The organism is Xanthobacter oligotrophicus, from assembly GCF_008364685.1.
GTDB classification, from domain to species: Bacteria; Pseudomonadota; Alphaproteobacteria; order Rhizobiales; family Xanthobacteraceae; genus Xanthobacter; species Xanthobacter oligotrophicus.
Genome location: NZ_VTTL01000012.1, coordinates 117,431 through 133,966 on the forward strand (window position 1 = coordinate 117,431; position 16,536 = coordinate 133,966).

The 16,536-nt window shown below is 70.9% G+C and carries 7 protein-coding genes; 3 read left to right on the forward strand and 4 right to left on the reverse strand.

Annotation, left to right across the window (positions count from 1 at the left end):
- Positions 1-2 precede the first annotated feature (2 nt).
- The 3 genes from FZ033_RS19800 to FZ033_RS19810 form a co-directional block, all read right to left on the reverse strand.
- Complete coding sequence (locus FZ033_RS19800; protein ID WP_149577785.1) at positions 3-9,614, reverse strand: non-ribosomal peptide synthetase; 9,612 nt, start codon at positions 9,612-9,614, stop codon at positions 3-5.
- Positions 9,611-9,853: an MbtH family protein gene (locus FZ033_RS19805; protein WP_149577786.1), complete on the reverse strand. Its 243-nt coding sequence runs from the start codon at positions 9,851-9,853 to the stop codon at positions 9,611-9,613. The genes FZ033_RS19800 and FZ033_RS19805 overlap by 4 nt, the downstream gene beginning before the upstream one ends.
- Positions 9,854-9,934: 81 nt before the next feature.
- Positions 9,935-11,680 (reverse strand): cyclic peptide export ABC transporter, encoded by a 1,746-nt coding sequence (locus FZ033_RS19810; RefSeq protein ID WP_149577787.1) that lies wholly within the window; start codon positions 11,678-11,680, stop codon positions 9,935-9,937.
- 266 nt (positions 11,681-11,946) lie between these two features.
- Here FZ033_RS19810 and FZ033_RS19815 point away from each other — a divergent pair, with 266 nt between their 5' ends.
- The 3 genes from FZ033_RS19815 (at position 11,947) to FZ033_RS19825 (ending at position 15,384) form a co-directional block, all read left to right on the forward strand.
- On the forward strand, positions 11,947-13,050 hold the full coding sequence (locus tag FZ033_RS19815; RefSeq protein WP_149577788.1) for a GNAT family N-acetyltransferase: 1,104 nt from the start codon (positions 11,947-11,949) through the stop codon (positions 13,048-13,050).
- A 74-nt stretch (positions 13,051-13,124) separates the two neighbouring features.
- The gene (locus tag FZ033_RS19820) at positions 13,125-14,501 is read left to right on the forward strand and encodes a lysine N(6)-hydroxylase/L-ornithine N(5)-oxygenase family protein (RefSeq protein ID WP_149577789.1); all 1,377 of its coding nucleotides are present in this window, start codon (positions 13,125-13,127) and stop codon (positions 14,499-14,501) included.
- A gap of 367 nt (positions 14,502-14,868) precedes the next feature.
- Complete coding sequence (locus tag FZ033_RS19825) at positions 14,869-15,384, forward strand: hypothetical protein (RefSeq protein WP_149577790.1); 516 nt, start codon at positions 14,869-14,871, stop codon at positions 15,382-15,384.
- Positions 15,385-15,879: 495 nt separating this feature from the next.
- Here FZ033_RS19825 and FZ033_RS19830 read toward each other — a convergent pair whose 3' ends face one another.
- Complete coding sequence (locus FZ033_RS19830; RefSeq protein WP_188079588.1) at positions 15,880-16,515, reverse strand: invasion associated locus B family protein; 636 nt, start codon at positions 16,513-16,515, stop codon at positions 15,880-15,882.
- Positions 16,516-16,536 lie beyond the last annotated feature (21 nt).

Below are 16,536 nucleotides of genomic sequence, written 5' to 3' on the forward strand. Positions count from 1 at the left end.
GCTCATCCCTCCAGTTCGCCGAGCAGCGCATCCATCTGCGCCAGCGCATCGGCGCCGAGCGCCTGCCCGGGCGCAGACTCGGTGGCGGGAGCCCCTGTGTCGCGGGTCTCGGCCAGCACCAAAGCGAGGCTGCGCAGGGTCTGGCATTCGAACAGGCGTCGCACCGGAACCTCCACGCCGAGCCGTTCGCGGATTTCAAGCCGCACCTGCGTCGCCGAAAGGGAATGACCGCCGAGGGCGAAGAAATTGTCCTCGCGGCCGATCTCTCCGGCGCCCAGCACGTCGCGCCAGATGGCGGCGAGGGCCTCCTCGTCAGCACCTTCCGGGGGGGCGGAGGTGATGGCGGTGGCGCGCGGCTCGGGCAGGGCCGCGCGGTCCAGCTTGCCGTTGGCGGTGAGGGGCAGCACGTTGAGGGCCACCACATGGGCCGGCACCATATAATCCGGTAATCCCGCCTGAAGCCGCGCGCGCACGGCGGCCGGGTCCACCGGTCCGCCGGCCACCACATAGGCAACCAGCGCCGGCCCGCCGGGAAGCTCCCGCACCACCACGGCGGCGTCGGTTACGGCGGCATCGTCGCGCAGGCGGGCCTCGATCTCGCCCAGCTCGATGCGGAAGCCGCGGATCTTCACTTGTCCGTCGCCGCGGCCGAGATAGTCGAGGGTTCCGTCCGGCCGTCGCACGGCCTTGTCGCCGCTGAGATAGAGCCGGCTGCCGGGCGGCCCGAACGGGTCCGGCACGAAGCGCGCGGCGGTGAGGCCCGGCCGCTTCAGATAGCCCGATGCGAGGCCCGCGCCGCCGACGCACAGTTCGCCGGGAACGCCGATGGGCACAGGGTCCAGCAGGTCGTCGAGGAGATGCAGCGTGAGGTCGGGGATGGGGCCGCCGATGGGGCTGCGGCTCGCGCCCGCAACGTCGCCGGGGCCGAGCGGGCGGTAGGTGACGTGCACGGTGGTCTCGGTGATGCCGTACATGTTGACCAGCCGGGCCTTGATGCCGAAGCGCTCATACCAGGGGCCGAGCACGCCCACATCCAGCGCCTCGCCGCCGAAGATGACGTGGCGCAGGGCAAGGTCCGGCTTCTCGGCCCGTGCCAGCGCCGCCTGCAGGAAGGGGCGGAAGGCAGAGGGGGTCTGGTTCAGCACGGTGACGCGCTCGCGCACCACGAGGTCCAGGACCTCCTCCGGCGCGCGGCTCACCGCTTGGGGCACCACCACCAACCGCCCGCCAAAGCTGAGGGCGCCGAAGATCTCCCACACTGAGAAGTCGAAGCCATAGGCGTGGAACAGGGTCCACACGTCGTCCGGCCCGAAGCCGAACCATGGCGCGGTGGCGGTGAGCAGGCGCGCCACATTCCCATGGTTCACCACCACGCCCTTGGGCGCGCCGGTGGAGCCGGACGTGTAGATGACATAGGCGGGTTGGTCCGGGTGCGGCGACGGCCAGTGGCGCATCGCCGCCGCATCCTCCTCGGCCTCCCCATAGAGGTCGAGGGGGATGTGTCGCAGCCCGGTCTGCGGCAGATCGGCAGCATTGGTGGTGTCGGCGAGGATGCAGCGCACCCCGGCATCGCCGATCATGTAGGCGCGGCGCGCCTGTGGGTAGATCGGATCGAGGGGCAAATAGGCCGCCCCGGTCTTCAGGATGGCGAGAAGCCCGGCGATCAGAGCCGGCGCGCGCTCGGCGCTGATGCCGACGATGTCGCCCGGCCCCACGCCTGCATCCGCGAGACGCCGGGCGAGGCGCTCGGCGTGGCGGTCGAGATCGCCATAGGTCAGGGCGTCCGCGCCGCAGGTGACGGCGATGGCATCCGGCCGCAGGCGGGCCTGCGCGGCGATCAGCTCATGCACCGGCGAGAGTTCCGCGACCGGTGCGGCGGCGATGCCGTGGGCGCGGGCAGCGGCGATCTCCTGCGGCAAGGCGAGGGAGAGGGCGGAGAGGTCCGCCTCCGGCTGCCCGGCCAGGAGATCGAGTGCCAGCAGCAGGCGGCTGGAGAGTTGCTCCATCGCGGCTGGCGAAAAGCGCGCGGCATCGTAGCTCCAGGCCAGGCGCGGCTCGGCGTCGGTGATGACGCTGAGGGTGAGGGGGAAGTTGGTGGCCTCCTGCGAGACCACCGGGCCGAAGGCGAGCCCGTCCACAGTGCGCGCCTTCAGGGCGGCATCCATGGGGTAGTTCTCGAACACCAGCAGGCTGTCGAACAGGGCCTGCCCGCTGCGTCCGGCCCAGCGCAGGATGTCCACCAGCGGCGTGTCCGCATGGGCGGTGGTCGCCACGCTCTCCGCCTGAACGTGGCGCACGAAATCCGCCGCCTGCCCGGACCCCGGAACGGTGAGGATCGTCGGCACGGTGGCGATGAACAGGCCGAGCACGCTTTCCATGCGCGGGTCGTCGTCCGGCCGGCCGGAGACGGTGGTTCCGAACGCCACGGCGGGGCGACCGGTCATGTGCTTCAGCACCAGCGCCCAGGCCGCCTGGAACAGGCTGGCGAGGGTCACCCGCTGCGCCTTCGCGGCTGTGCCCAGTCGGTCCCAGCGCTCCGCCGCCAGTGGCACCGTGAGGTGCCGGTGAACGGCCGGGCCAGTGGTGGTGGCGGCGAGGAGGGACGGCTCCTCAAGTTGCGCCAGCCGCGTGCGCCAGAAGGCCTCGCCGTCGCCGCGCGGGGTGGCGAGGGCCGCCACATGATCGCGGAAGCGTGCCGGGGGCGGGGGCATGGGGGCGTCCGCATAGTCGGCAAGGACTTCCGCCATGAGGCGGGCGGAACTCCAGCCGTCCAGCAGCAGATGGTGGGCGGTCCAGATGAAATGGTGCGCTTCGGATCCGAGGGGCACGAGGCGGACGCGCATGAGCGGCGCCGCATCCAGCGCGAAGCCGCGGGCCCGGTCGTCCTGCGCGATGGCGTCGAGTGCGGCCGTATCCGCCGCGTCCATGGGCGGATGGTGCTGCACGCCGAACGGTACATGGCGCCGGACCGCCTGCAAGGGCGCGCCGAGGTCGGCGGTCCACAGGAAGGCGCTCCGCAGGATGTCGTGGCGCGCCACCGCGCGTGCCCAGGCGGCGGCGAAGCGCTGCGCGTCCAGACCGGCGATGGTGACGCGGAGCTGGTTCACATATGCGCCTTCCCCGGACCCCTCCAGGGCGTGGAAGAGGATGCCCTGCTGGGTCGGCGTCAGCGGGTAGAGGTCCTCGATCTCGCGCCAGGGCAGGGCGAGGCGGTCCAGCGCCGACTGGGCGAGGCCGGCGAGGGGGAAGTCGGAGGGCGAGGCGCCGTCGCCGTCGAGGATCGCCATGCGGGCGAGGTCGGCGGCGATGGCCTCATTGAGGCGGGCGAGGGTCGCCTCGTCCCAGCGCGCGGCGGAGGTGGTGAGGCGCAACTCGGCGCCGGCTTCCGTCTCGCTGGCGTCCACGATCAGTTCGGCGCCGAGGGGCAGGTCCGGGTCGGTCGAGAGGTCCATGGCGTCGAGAGCGAATAGGGAGCTGCCGCGGCCCGCATCCACCCGTCCGAGATGGTTGAAAATGAGCCCCGGCGGCGGGGCCTCCGCATCCGCGACGGCGCGGCGAGCCGCCTCCTTGGTGGCGAGGAGGGCGCGGCGCAGGTCGTCTTCCAGCGGCAGCGCCGCCATTGAGAGGGCGGTGAACCAGCCCACGGTGCGGCTGAAATCAGCGCCCGGCACCAGGTCCCGCCCGTGCCCTTCAATACCGACGGTGAGCTGGGGCAGTCCGCGCAGGCGTCCGGTGGCGCGGACCACGGCGGCCAGCAGCAGGTCGTCGAGCCGGGCATGGTGGGCGAGGGCGACCTGCCGCAGCGCCTCCACCTGCGTCGCATCGACGGCGAGCCGGGGCACGCGGCGATGAGCGAAGGTGTTTGGCCCGTCCGGATGGTCGCAGGGCAGAGCGGTGGCGACCACCGGGCCGGTTGACGCCGGCCGGTGCGTGGTGCGGACGGCGAAAGGCGTGCCGGGGTCGGGTGAGGCGAGGGGGCGGCCCTGTTCCAGACCGAGATAGGTGCTCTCGATCTCGTCCAGCAGGATCCGCCAGGAGACGGCATCCACCACCAGGTGATGGGCGGTGAGGAACAACTGCTGGGCGCCGTCTTCGAGGTTCGCCAGGAGCGCGCGGAACAGCGGGCCTGCGGCAATATCGAGCGCGCTTTCGAGGGCGGCGAAGAGAGTAGCGGCCGCTGCGCTATCCGCCGCCGCGACGACGGCGAGGGGCGGTGTCGTGGCCACCTCAGCCTCCTCCTGCCGCCAGTTGCCGTCCGGTCGCCGCGTGAAGCGCAGGTGGAGGGCGCCGTGCTGGCGGGTCACATGGTCGATGGCTGCCGCGAGATGCGCGGCGTCGAGCGGCCGGGTGGGGGAGAGGACCAGCGTCTGGTTGAAGTGGTGGAGGCGCGGGGCGCCGCTGTCGAGGAAGGCGCGCTGGAGCGGGGTGAGGGGCAGGGGACCGCGCGGGGCTGCAGGCGCCGCCGGCGTCTCCTCCCGCCGGGCAGCACCGGCGAGGCGGGCGATGGTCTGGTGCTCGAACAGGTCGCGGGCGGACAGCACCAGCCCGGCGCGGCGGGCACGGGCGACGATCTGCAGGCTCAGGATGGAATCCCCGCCCAGCTCGAAGAAGTTGGCGTCGAGGTCGGGATCCTCCGGCAGGCGCAGCACCTCCGCCCAGACGAGGGCGAGCAGCCGTTCGTCTTCCGTCTGCGGCGGGCGGCTCTCGGGCGCCGGGGCGGGGCGCTCGGGAACGGGCAGGGCGGCGTAGTCCACCTTGCCGTTGGGGGTCAGCGGCAGGGCGTCCAGCACCATCAGGCGGGCTGGCACCATGTGGTCGGGCAAGCGCCGGGTGAGGGCTTCGCGCAATGCGGTGGGATCGGGAACGGTTCCCGCGGTCGCCACCACATAGCCCACGAGTTGGGCCGAGGCGCCCATGGTCTTGAGCGCCACGGCGGCAGCACCGACATCGGGCAGCGCCCGCAGCGCTGCCTCCACCTCGCCCGGCTCGATGCGGAAGCCGCGCAGCTTGATCTGCCGGTCGGTGCGGCCGAGATACTCCGCCGTTCCATCGGCGCGCCAGCGGGCGCGGTCGCCGGTGCGATACATGCGCCCGCCCGGCGGCCCGAAGGGATCGGGCAAAAAGCGCTCGGCGGTGGCGCCGGGCATGCCCTGGTAGCCGCGCGCGAGGCCTTCGCCGGCCACGTAAAGTTCGCCCGGAACACCCACGGGCAGGGGATTGAGGGCGCCATCCAGCACATAGGCGCGCCTCATCCCCACCGCGCGGCCGATGGGGACGTGCGGGGTGTCGAGGACGGTCGCCGCCGGCACCTTCCAGGCGAGGGGCGAGATCACCGCCTCGGTGGGGCCGTAGCCGTTGATGAGCAGGCGTGGCTTCAGCGCGCCCGCGATGCGCGCGAAGCTCTCCGCCGGCATCGCCTCGCCGCCGAAGGACAGGATATCCACGCCCGGCGCCTCACCGCGCGCCTGCGCGGTCTCGGCCAGCGCATCGAGATAGGCCGGCGGGAAGCCGCCGTGGGTCGCGTGATGGCGGGTGAGGGTGTCGAGCGTGTCGGCTGTGGCCCAGGGGGTGCGGTCGGTGAGGATGATGGCGCCGCCGTGGATGAGCGGCACCATCCAGCGCTCATGGGCGCCGTCGAAGCTCATGGAGAGGAAATGGAATTCCCGCGTGCGCTCGGAGGTCTCGTAGAGCGCGCCGGTGGCGCGGCAATGCCCGGAGAGGGCCCCGTGGGCCACCATCACCCCCTTGGGGCGGCCTGTGGAGCCGGAGGTGTAGACCAGATAGGCGAGTTGGTCGGGATGTGTCGTCCTGCCCACCGGGGACGCCGGCTGGGACGACAGGTCGAGACGTTCCGGGTCAAGATTTGGCACGCCCGGGGCCACGCCCTCGCGCGCCAGCACCAGCTTTGTGCCGGCATCGGCAAGAATGTGGGCGATGCGCTCGGCCGGGTGGTCGGGATCGAACGGCACGAAGGCGCCGCCCGCCTTCCACACGGCAAGCAAGGCGGCGATGAGGTCCGGCCCCCGTGGCAGGCCGACGCCCACCCGCGTTTCCGGCCCGACCCCTTGGGCGACGAGCACATGGGCGAGGCGGTTGGCCTCAGCCTCCAGCGTGGCGAAGGATGTGACCGTGTCGCCGAAGATCACCGCCGGCGCGTCAGGCCGCAGCTGTGCTTGCAAGGCGATGAGGTCCGGCACCGGGACGTCGGGCAGGGCGCTTTGGTCCGGCCAGGGGGCGGCGTGGGCGGCGAGCGCCGCCTTATCCACCAGCGCGAGCAGATCGAGCCGCGTATCGGGTGCGGCGACGGCGGCCCGGCCGAGGGTCGCGAAGGCCTCGGCGAAGCGGCCCACGGTGGCCGGCTCGAACAGGTCCAGCGCATAGCCGAAGGCCAGCACGAGGCCGCCATCGGCGGTCTCCGTGGTCTCCAGCGCCAGGTCGAACTGCTGGCCGCCGCTGTCGCGGGTGAAGGCGTCCACGCGCGCTCCAGCCCGGCGCGGCAAGTGGGTGTAGAGGGTCTGGAACAGCGGGTGCCGGCTGAGGCTGCGGGCGGTGCCGAGGGCGTCCAGCACCCGATCCAGCGGCACGTGCTGGTGAGCCTGCGCCTCCACCACGCCGTCGCGGGCGCGGCGCAGCACCTCTCCGAACGCCGCCGCGCCGTCCACCCGGAGGCGCACTGGTAGGGTGTTCACGAACAGGCCCATGGTCTCGTGGTCGCCGGCCGCTGCACGGTTGGCGAAGGCGAGGCCTACGCACAGGTCATCGGCGCCCGAGAGGCGGTGGAGCAGCACGTTGAACAGGGCGATGAGCGCTATGGGCAAGGTGGCGTCGGCGGACGCGGCGAGCGCCCGTAGGTTGGCCGTCAGGGCCGGGTCGAAAGTGATTTCGAGGCGCCCGCCGCGATGGCTCGCCTCGGCCGGCCGGGGATGGTCGGCGGGCAGGGTGGTGAGCGCGGGTGCATCCGTGAGGCGGGCGCGCCAGAAGGCGAGGCCGGCTTCGTCCGGGGCTTCCGCCGCCTGCCGGTGGGCATAAGCAAGGTAGGACCCGGTAGGCGGTAGGGCGGGTGCCGATCCTGCAGCGCGCGCAGCATAGGCGGCGGAGAGTTCCTCGCTCAAAAGGTCCAGGGACCAGCCGTCGCAGATCAGGTGGTGAAGGGTGACGAGCAGTTCGTCCTGCCCATCCGGCCGGCGTACCAGCAGGGCGCGAGCGAGGGGCGCCGCTGCAAGGTCGAACGGTGCTTCCGCATGGGTCTTTGCGAGGGCGGCATAGGCGGCGCCGTCCGCGTCATCGCCAAGGTCTGCGACGGCGAGCGGAAGGTCGGCGGCCAGTTCCTCCTGCACCGCATCACCGACCTCGGTGCGCAGGAAGCGCGTGCGCAGCGCCCCGTGGCGGGCCACGAGGTCCGTGAGCGCGTGGGCGAGCGCGTCTGGGTCGACCGGCGCGGGAAAGCGGATGCCGCCGGCGACGTGATAGGCGGCCCGGCTCGCCGCACCCGCAGCCACCTCGGAGAGGAACCACATGCGCCGCTGCGCGGGGGTGAGCGGCGCCGGGCCGTCCGGCGTGGTCACGGGCGCGGCGAGTTCGGGTGCTGCCGCCTCGATCTGCTCCAGCGCGGCGGCGAGGCGGCCGAGGGTGGGGTGGCGGAACAGCTCCGCCACGGGCACGTCCAGCCCGAGCGCGGCGAGGCGTGCCCGCACCCGCATGGCCTCCACCGAATTGCCGCCGAGGGCGAAGAAATGGCTGTCGGCCGTGATGTCCTGCCGCCCCAGCACCTCGGACCAGATGACGGCGAGCTTCTCGGCCATGGCGCTGGCCGCGGGTGCGGGCGCAACCGGGGCGGAAACGGAGGCAGTTGCACCCGCCCGGTCCTCCAGTACGCCGTCGCGCAGGATGGCGAAGGCGTCGAGGGTGTTGTCTCCATAACCGCGCGCCACCGCACTGCGCTGCAGCTTGCCGCTGGAGGTGCGCGGCAGCGCGCCGGGCTCCAGCAGCACCACGACCCGCGCCGGTTCGAGGAAGGCGTCGCCCACCACCTCCGATACCAGCGCCGCGATGCTTTCCGCCGACGCGGTCTTGCGGGTGCGACGGGAGATTTCCACGGCGATGCCGATGCCCTCGCCATCGTTGCAGGCCACCGGGAAAGCGGCGATGCGGCCCTGCCGCACCAGGTCCACCTCCCGCTCGATCACCTCCTCGATGTCGTGGGGGTAAAGGTTCTGGCCGCGGATGATGATGAGGTCCTTGGCCCGGCCCGCGAGATAAAGCTGCCCACCGGACAGGAAGCCGAGATCGCCGGTGCGCAGCATGCGCACGCCGCCGATGTCGGGGAAGGTGGCTGCGGTGGCGGCGGGGTTGTTCCAATAGCCCTGGGCGATGCTGGGGCCGAAGGCGACCACGTCGCCCACCCGGCCGTCCGCCATCGGCGCGCCGGTGGCGGGATCAAGGATGCGCACGCCGTGGTCGGCGGCCGGAACGCCGCACGCGACCACGCGCACGGCCTCGGGTCCCTCACCCGGCTGTGCTTCTCCCGCGGCGAGGCGGGGGGCATCGAAGCCGGGCGCCATCAGGCCCTCGCCCCGCCGCTGGGCGGTGACAAACAAGGTCGCCTCGGCAAGGCCGTAGCAGGGGTGGACGGCCCGTGCGTCGAAACCGAGCGGCGCGAAGCGAGCGGCGAACGCTTCCATGGTGGAGGCCCGCACCGGCTCGGAGCCGGAATAGGCGACTTTCCAGCTGGACAGGTCGAGCCCCTCCGCCTGTGCCGGATCGATGCGCTCGACGCACATGCGATAGGCGAAGTCCGGCCCGCCGCTGACCTCGGAGCGGAAGCGCGACAGGGCCTCCAGCCAGCGCACCGGCCGGGCGAGGAAATGACGCGGCGACATGAGGATGCAGGCGCCACCATTGAACAGCGGCTGCAGCAGCCCGCCGATGAGGCCCATGTCGTGATAGAGCGGCAGCCAGCTCAGGATGGTCTTTTCGGGATCGATCGAGAAGCCCGCGCGGATGGCGATTTCGTTGGAGATGAGGTTGCCGTGGCTCACCATCACGCCCTTGGGGGTGGAGGTCGAGCCGGAGGTGTATTGCAGGAAGGCGATGTCGGACGGCCGGGACCGTCGCATGGCGAAGCCGTCACTATCGCCGTCCTCTACGTCCTCCACGCAGAGCACCGCCGTGCCCGGCTGGGCGGCCAGAAGGCTCTCGGCCGCTGAGCGGTCGTTGGCATGGATGAGGGCGACGGATGCGCCGCAATCGCGGGCCATGGAGGCAAGGCGCGCTTGGTGCTGCGGCCGGTTGGCCTCGGGCGGGAACGCCGGAACGGCGATGAGCCCGGCATAGAGGCAGCCGAAGAAGGCGCCCACATAGTCAAGGCCGGTTTCGAGCAGCAGCAGTACCCGCGCGCCCGGCTCCGCATGGTCCGCCAGTCGCGCGGCAAAGGCCCGTGCCCGCGCGTCGAGGGCGGCGTAGCTCACCGTGCGCTCGCCGGCCCGCGGATCGTCCAGCAGGTGGAGCGCCAGCGCCTCCCCCTGGCGGGCCGCCAGATCGGCAAGATGGGTCGCGATGTCGGTGGGCGAGGCGGCGGAGGCGAGGAGCACGGGCGGCTGCGGCAGATGGTTCACCGGGCGGCTCCGTTGCCGTCCGCGTCTGCGGCCTTTTCGCCGTCCATGGCCCGGCGCAGGCTCAGGGGGCGCATGTCGGTCCAGACCTGCTCCACATGCGCGAGGCAGGTGGCCTTGGTGCCGGTGAAGCCCGCGTCACTCCAGCCGGCGGGCACGGGCCGGTGCAGCGGCCAGATGGAGTACATGTCTTCATCGTTGCGGACCACGCGGAACACCGCGTTCTCGTCATCGAATGCCATGGCAACCTTCGCGCCCGCTCTGGGCGGATCATGGCCTGCGCCCTGCCGATGGGTGGGTGCGCCGGGCCTTAAGTGGGGGCCTCAAATGGGGGTCGACTGGAAGACGAATGGCGCGTCGCGAAATTTAGGGTCCTCGCGTGGCGCATCGCCATCGGTGCCGGTGCGCGCATCGGCGGTGATCTGGCCGTTCTCCATGTGCACGATGCGGTCGCCACAATCGAAATAACGGTCGTCGTGGGAGATCACGAGCACGCTCTTGCCCAGCGCCTTCAACTCCGGCAGCAGCTCGCGATAGAACACGCCCTTGAAGGCGGGGTCCTGATCCGCCGCCCATTCGTCGAACACCAGGAAGGGGCGGTCCTCCAGCACGGCGGCGACGAGGGCGAGGCGCTTGCGCTGCCCGGTGGAGAGGTCGCGGGTGGAGAAATGCCCGTCTTCCACGCGCACCTTGTGGGTCAGGGCGAGGCGCGAGATCAGCCGGTTGGCGCGGGCATCGAGGTCCGGCGCGCCCGAGAGGCCGACCAGGCTCTCGAACAGGTGGAAGTCGCCGAACACGGCCGAGAACAGGGCACGCTGCGCGCTCCGGCTGGTGTCGTCCACGATGGCGCCATTGAGCCGGACGGTGCCACTCTCCGGCGCGTAGAGGCCGGTGATGAGCTTGGCGAGGGTGGTCTTGCCGGAGCCGTTGCCACCCACCAGGAACACGATCTCCCCCGGCGCGAAGGCGATGTCCACCGGGCCGAGGCGGAACATCTCCGCCGTCCGCTCGTCCCAATAGGCGTGGGTGACGGCCTCGAAGGTGATGCCTTTGAATGGCGCGGACGGGGAAGGCTCCGTGTCGCGGGTGGCAAGCGCCGCCTCGGTTTCGGCAAGGCGCTGGCCGGCGACGCGGGCCAGCGCCAGCCGGGGCAGGTCCTCCATCACGGCGGCGAGCGGCCCGATGAGGAACAGCAGCACCACCGCATAGCCCGTCGCCACCGTTCCGCCGCCGGTGAACACGAACAGCACGAGGCCGATGAAGCCGAACACGATCAGGCTGCCCCAGGCGGAGCCGAGGGCCAGCAAAGTGATGCCGTGGGTGCGCGCCCGCCGCACGGTCTCGATGGCCGCGCCCAGATGGCGGGTGCGGAAATCCTCGGCCTTGGCGCGGTTGAGCTTCAGCTCCTTGGTGCCGAGCACCAGCGCCGAGAGGTGGGCAAACAGGGTGTCCTGCCGCCCGCCCGCATGTTCGAGATGGTGTCGCGCTCGCCCCGCCACCAGCATGTAGCCGGCGACGCCGAGCCCCATCATACCCGCCGCGCCGAGGAACAGCGGCAGGGACAGCCAGGCGAGATAGCCGAGGCACCCCGAGATGGCGACGGCATTGGTGAACAGCACCGGCAGCCGCACCACCACGGTGGCGAGGGTGAAGACATCGTCGGTGATGAGGGCCTGCAGCCGCGCCGGCCCCACCTGCTCCAAGGCGCGCAAAGGCGCGGCCTCTACCCGCTCGGCGATGCGACTGCGCAGGCGGGCCAGCACTTCCTGCCCCAGCCGGCCGAACAGGATGCCCGAAGCCGTTTGCAACGCAACGGTCAGCACCGCGACCGCCGCAAAGGCAAGCCCGAGGGTCGCAAGGTCCGACCCGTCAGGGGCCAGTGCCATGTTGATGAGGATGATGAGGGCGACGGCGGCGACACCGCTCAGCAGGCTGGTGGCCACGGCGGCCGAGAACTCCACCGGGTTCTGCCCGAACACGAAGCCCAGAAGCGAAAAGCCGCTGTCCTGCGGGGGCCGCGGTGCGGTGGTGGCGGCGTCCGCGGCGACGGGCGCGGGTGACGGGCCCATGGTGTGTTCGGCTCCCTCGATGGCTCTGGAGCGCGATCCGGGCAAATTGAATCAATCTGCTCGGTGAATCGCCCTCCAAACTTGATGTCTGGAGCCCGGACGCGACCGGGCTTGAAGCTACAGACGCTCGGGGAGCGCAGAAATTTAGGGGCGCCGGGCGCGTGCCGCGGGCGCGCCGGACAAGTTGCGAGATGTTCCTAAATCGGTGCCCGGCGCATTCGTCTTAACTCCCGAAACCCGTTCGCCGACCGCAGGGACAGGACGCCATGGCCGCTGGAGAGATCGTCGCCGAGCATCGCGAGGGCGAAGGCATCGTGGCCTGCTCTGGGGATGGATCGCGCCTTGAAACGCGCCTTGTCCTGGCACCGGACGCGGCGACGGGCGGCTTTGCCCTGTCGGATGTCCGCGCGGCGGATGGTGCAACGGCCTTCAGCCTGCTGCTGCGCGCCCTGGAGCAGGCCACCGCCATGCGCACCGCGCCGGTGCCGCTGTCCCTTCTGGGGCTGGATGCGGACAAGGGCGCGCTTGTGGGGGCGCTGCGTTCGCGCCTTCTCGCCGAAGGGCTCGCAGCCGTGGGTGGCGCGGGGCTCGACGTGTTCCCGGAGGTGCTCTGGCAGCAGGCCGACCTGTGGCTGCCGCAGGCGCGCCCGCCGTTCGCGCAGCGCTTTGCCCTGACCCAGGGCCGGCGTCACCCGGTGCGCCCGCCGAAGCCGGAAGGCGTTGTCTACACACGCTTTATTCCCTGGCTCGGCGCCCGCTTCGAGCTGCGCACGGTGGACGTTGCCACCGACCTTGCGCGCTTCAACCGGTGGATGAACGATCCCCGCGTCGCCGAGATCTGGGACGAGGCCGGCGACCTCGACAAGCATCGCGCCTATCTCGAAGGGCTTAGCGCCGATCCTCACATGCTGCCACTGATGGGGGCGGTGGATGGCGTTCCGTTCGCCTATTTCGAGGTCTACTGGGCCAAGGAAAACCGCATCGCCCCGTTCTACAATGCCGGCGATCATGATCGCGGCTGGCATGTTCTGGTGGGGGAAGATGCCTTCCGCGGGCGGGCCTATGTGGCGACCTGGCTGCCCTCGCTCATGCACTTCATTTTTCTCGATGATCCGCGCACCCAGCGCATCGTCGGCGAGCCGCGGGCGGATCATCACCAGCAGTTGCGCAACCTTGAGCGCTCAGGGTTTGCGCGGGTGAGCACGTTCGATTTCCCGCACAAGCGCGCCGCCCTGGTGATGCTGCTGCGCGAGCGCTTCTTCGGCGATCGCCTGTTCGTGCCCGATGGCGGCCTGCCGGTTCCGGCCCCGCGCGCCGCCCCCGCGCCGGCAAGAGAGGCGCCGCCCGTCCGTACTTTTGCCGAGGTATGACAGGCCTTTAAGCCCGTCGTCGTTGCGGCGCCGGGACCGTTTTTGAATTCGCATTTCGCATCAGGAAACGCACCATGACCTATAGCGAGAGCTGTCCATTGCCCGCCACCCGTCGTCCCGCCGGACCGAAATCCGAAGGCGAGGACTGGATTTACGACCTCGTCGGCGTCGGCTTCGGCCCGTCGAACCTTGCCATCGCCATTGCGCTGGCTGGAGTGGGGGAGGTCGGGCTCTCGACCCATTTTATCGAGAAACAGCAAAGCTTTGTCTGGCATGGTGGCATGCTGCTGCCGGGCAGCGACATGCAGATCTCCTTCCTGAAGGATCTGGCGCTGCCGCGCGATCCCTCCAGCCCCTTCACCTTTCTCGCCTATCTGCACGAGAAGGGCCGGCTAATGGACTTCATCAACCAGAAGACGTTCTTCCCCAGCCGCCTGGAATTTAACGATTATCTGCGCTGGGCGGCACGCCGGTTCGACGCTTGCGTGAGCTATGGCGAGGAGGTGGTGGCGCTGGAGCCGGAGGTGTCCGGCGGCGCGGTGGAGGTGGTGCGGGTGGTCTCGCGGGGAGCGGACGGGCGCACGCAGGTGCGGCGGGCGCGCAATGTGGCGCTCGCCACCGGCGGCACCCCGCGGGTGCCGGAGCTGTTCGCGCCGTTCCGCAACGTCCCGCGCATCTTCCATTCGGCCGCATACCTCTCGAACATCGACAGCTTCGGGTTCGGAAATCACCCGGCGCCGCGCATCGCGGTGGTGGGGGCGGCACAGAGCGCGGCGGAGATCTTCCTCGACCTGTCCGCCCGCTTTCCCAATGGGCATGTGGACATGATCGTGCGCGGCCACGCCCTGCGCCCCTCCGACGACACCCCCTTCGTGAATGAGATCTTCAATCCCGACTTCACCGACTACATCTTCCACCAGAGCGAACCCCGGCGGCGGGCGCTGATCGCCGACTTCAAGAGCACGAATTACTCGGTGGTGGACCAAGATCTCATCGCCCGGATCTACAGCCTGCTCTACCAGCAGAAGGTGAGCGGCGAGGAGCGCCACCAGGTCCGCCGCCTCACCCAGGTGACGCGGGTGGCGGAGGCGGATGGGGCCATCGTGCTCGACCTGTCCATCGGTCCCGATGGCACGCCGGGGCGGGTCGTCTATGACGCCGTGGTGCTCGCCACCGGCTATGCCCGCGACAGCGGGCGGGCGCTGCTCGCCGGGCTGGATCCTTATGTCACCGTCGGCGCGGTGGGGCGAGACTACCAGCTCGCCACCGCCCCCGGGTTCCGGCCTTCGGTGTTCATCCAGGGCACCAATGAGAGCACCCACGGCCTCAGCGACACCCTGCTCTCTGTCCTCGCCACCCGGGGCCAGGAGATTGCTGATGCGGTGCTGGCCGCCCACTCGGCTTCGGGGGTTTCTGCGGCGCCGGTGCGGCGGCAGCTCGGGCGGGCATAGGGCATCCATCCCCTCGGCCGGCCCCATGCCGTGGGCCCGCCGCATCCGGGCTGCGGAAATCCGGGCGTGGGGCGGATCAACCGCGCACGAGGTGGGCGCAGCGCCACTGGACGGGGGCGCTGACGAAGCGGCGGAAGACTGCGGTGCAATGGGCCAGGGCCGGGAGCCCTGCCGCCCGCGCGACCCTGCACCCGCAGCTCGCGCGTTTTCTGCAGCAGTTCTTGTGCCCGTGCGATACGCCGACCGCCCCCGGGGCGGCGGTCGGCTGTAGTCCCGCCGGCTCTTCGGGCCTTTTCCCTCGGAGGTGTGCTCTCCTGAGGCCCGGTGGCCTGAAGTCGGCCGCAATTGGCCCTGATCGTCGCCGCGCATGTCGCAGATCGCCCCGCCCACCCGCCGCAGTCCCAGGAACCCGGTCGTCGCCGCGCTGCGGTTTGCCTTCCGCGTCGTGTGCGGCGTGGTCATCCTGCTCGATGAGCTGGTGCGGCCGCTCTACCGCCCGCTCATCCGCCGCATCGCCCAGCTGCGTCTCATGCAAGCCTTCGAGGGATGGGTCGCGCGCCGCTCGCCCTATGCGGTCCTCGTCCTCATCGGCGTGCCCTATATCGTGGTGGAGCCGCTGAAATTCCTAGCGCTGATCGGCATCGCCAACGGCCACGGGAAGACGGGCCTGCTCGCCTTCCTCCTCGCCCACCTGGTGAGCTTCGTCCTCATCGAGCGCATCTTCACCGCTGGGAAGGCCCAGCTCATGACCCTGCGGCCCATGGCCTGGCTCATCGCGACCGCGGGCGCCGTGCGCGCCTCCGTGGTGAGCTGGCTGCGCCTTGCCGAGCTGAAGGCGCGGCTGCGCGTGCTGGCACGCTGGGCCCGCATGCATCTGCGCTGAAGCCGCCCCGCGTCTTCGTCGCCTTCGACGACAACGCCGGGCCGGCGCGCAAGCGGGGCGGAGCGACGCCGCGCTCCATGGCTCCCATCCTCGGGCTCCAGCCGCGCGCCGCCAACGCGGCGGATGATGTGACGCCGTAGGACATGCGCGCCGGGCTGGCCGAGGACAAGAGTCGCCTCGTCACCGTCCTAAGGGAGGTTCGTGCCTGCGGGAGGTTCATGCCTGCGGGTGGTTCACGCCGCGTCCGACAGGCACTATGACGTGGCCACGGCGCGCCCTGTCGAAGTGTGGATCGACGAGGCTTGGCGCCGGGCGCGGCCCCCTTCGAGAGCACGCGCACCCGCCGAGCGGTGGTCTCAGCAAGAAGCCCGCCGGTTTGCGTCGGCGGGCTTTCGCGTGTCCGGGGCGCACCGGCACACATGAAGAAGCCGGGCGCAGGGGGTGCGTCCGGCTTCTTCGGATTGCGAGCTGTGGGGCGGGGATGCGCCGGCCGGGTCAGGCCTTCTTGAGGGCGGCGAGGACCTTGTCGATGCCGACGATGGCCACCTTCACGTTCACCTGCCGGCCGTCCGCCAGATAGAAGCCCACCGTCGCCTCCTTGGCGGCGGAAAGGTCGTTGGCGAAGGCCTGGTCATAGGCGATGGAAGCCTCGCACTCGGCCTGGCCGCAGGTCTGGAAGGCGAGGCGCCGCACGTTCTGCCCCAGCGTGATGTCCACGCCCTCGCGCACGATCACGCCGGTGGGGGTGGTGATGGCGAGGGTCGGCACATCCTTGCCGTCGCGGCCGACCTTGAGCACCAGCACGGCGCGGTTGGTCTTGGCGTCGGTGACGCGCATGGTGGCCCAGCAGGTCTTCTTGGCGGTCTTGGCGCCGGCCGCCGGGGGAAGTTCCTGGCAGGTCAGGATCCAGCTGTCGAAGCGTTGGGTCTCGGTCTTCACCGGCCCGGTCGGGGCGGCAGGGGCGGCGGGCGCCGCCGGCTGGGCCGTACGCTGCTGCTGTTGCTGCTGGGCCTCGGCTGCCGACATGGCCACCAGCCAGGTGGCGGCCAGGATGACGGCGGCGGCGGCGCCGAGCACCGCGCCGATACGAAGGGAAAAGGATCTGGGGGAAAAGGATCTGGAAGGGGTCACGGACGTCTCCGACATCTCGCA

What these genes read in the sequence shown, in the direction of transcription:
- FZ033_RS19805 (WP_149577786.1), bottom strand. Translation starts at nt 9,853, where the DNA reads ATGGCATTCGATGACGAGAACGCGGTGTTCCGCGTGGTCCGCAACGAT.
- FZ033_RS19810 (WP_149577787.1), bottom strand. Translation starts at nt 11,680, where the DNA reads ATGGGCCCGTCACCCGCGCCCGTCGCCGCGGACGCCGCCACCACCGCA.
- FZ033_RS19815 (WP_149577788.1), top strand. Translation starts at nt 11,947, where the DNA reads ATGGCCGCTGGAGAGATCGTCGCCGAGCATCGCGAGGGCGAAGGCATC.
- FZ033_RS19820 (WP_149577789.1), top strand. Translation starts at nt 13,125, where the DNA reads ATGACCTATAGCGAGAGCTGTCCATTGCCCGCCACCCGTCGTCCCGCC.
- FZ033_RS19825 (WP_149577790.1), top strand. Translation starts at nt 14,869, where the DNA reads ATGTCGCAGATCGCCCCGCCCACCCGCCGCAGTCCCAGGAACCCGGTC.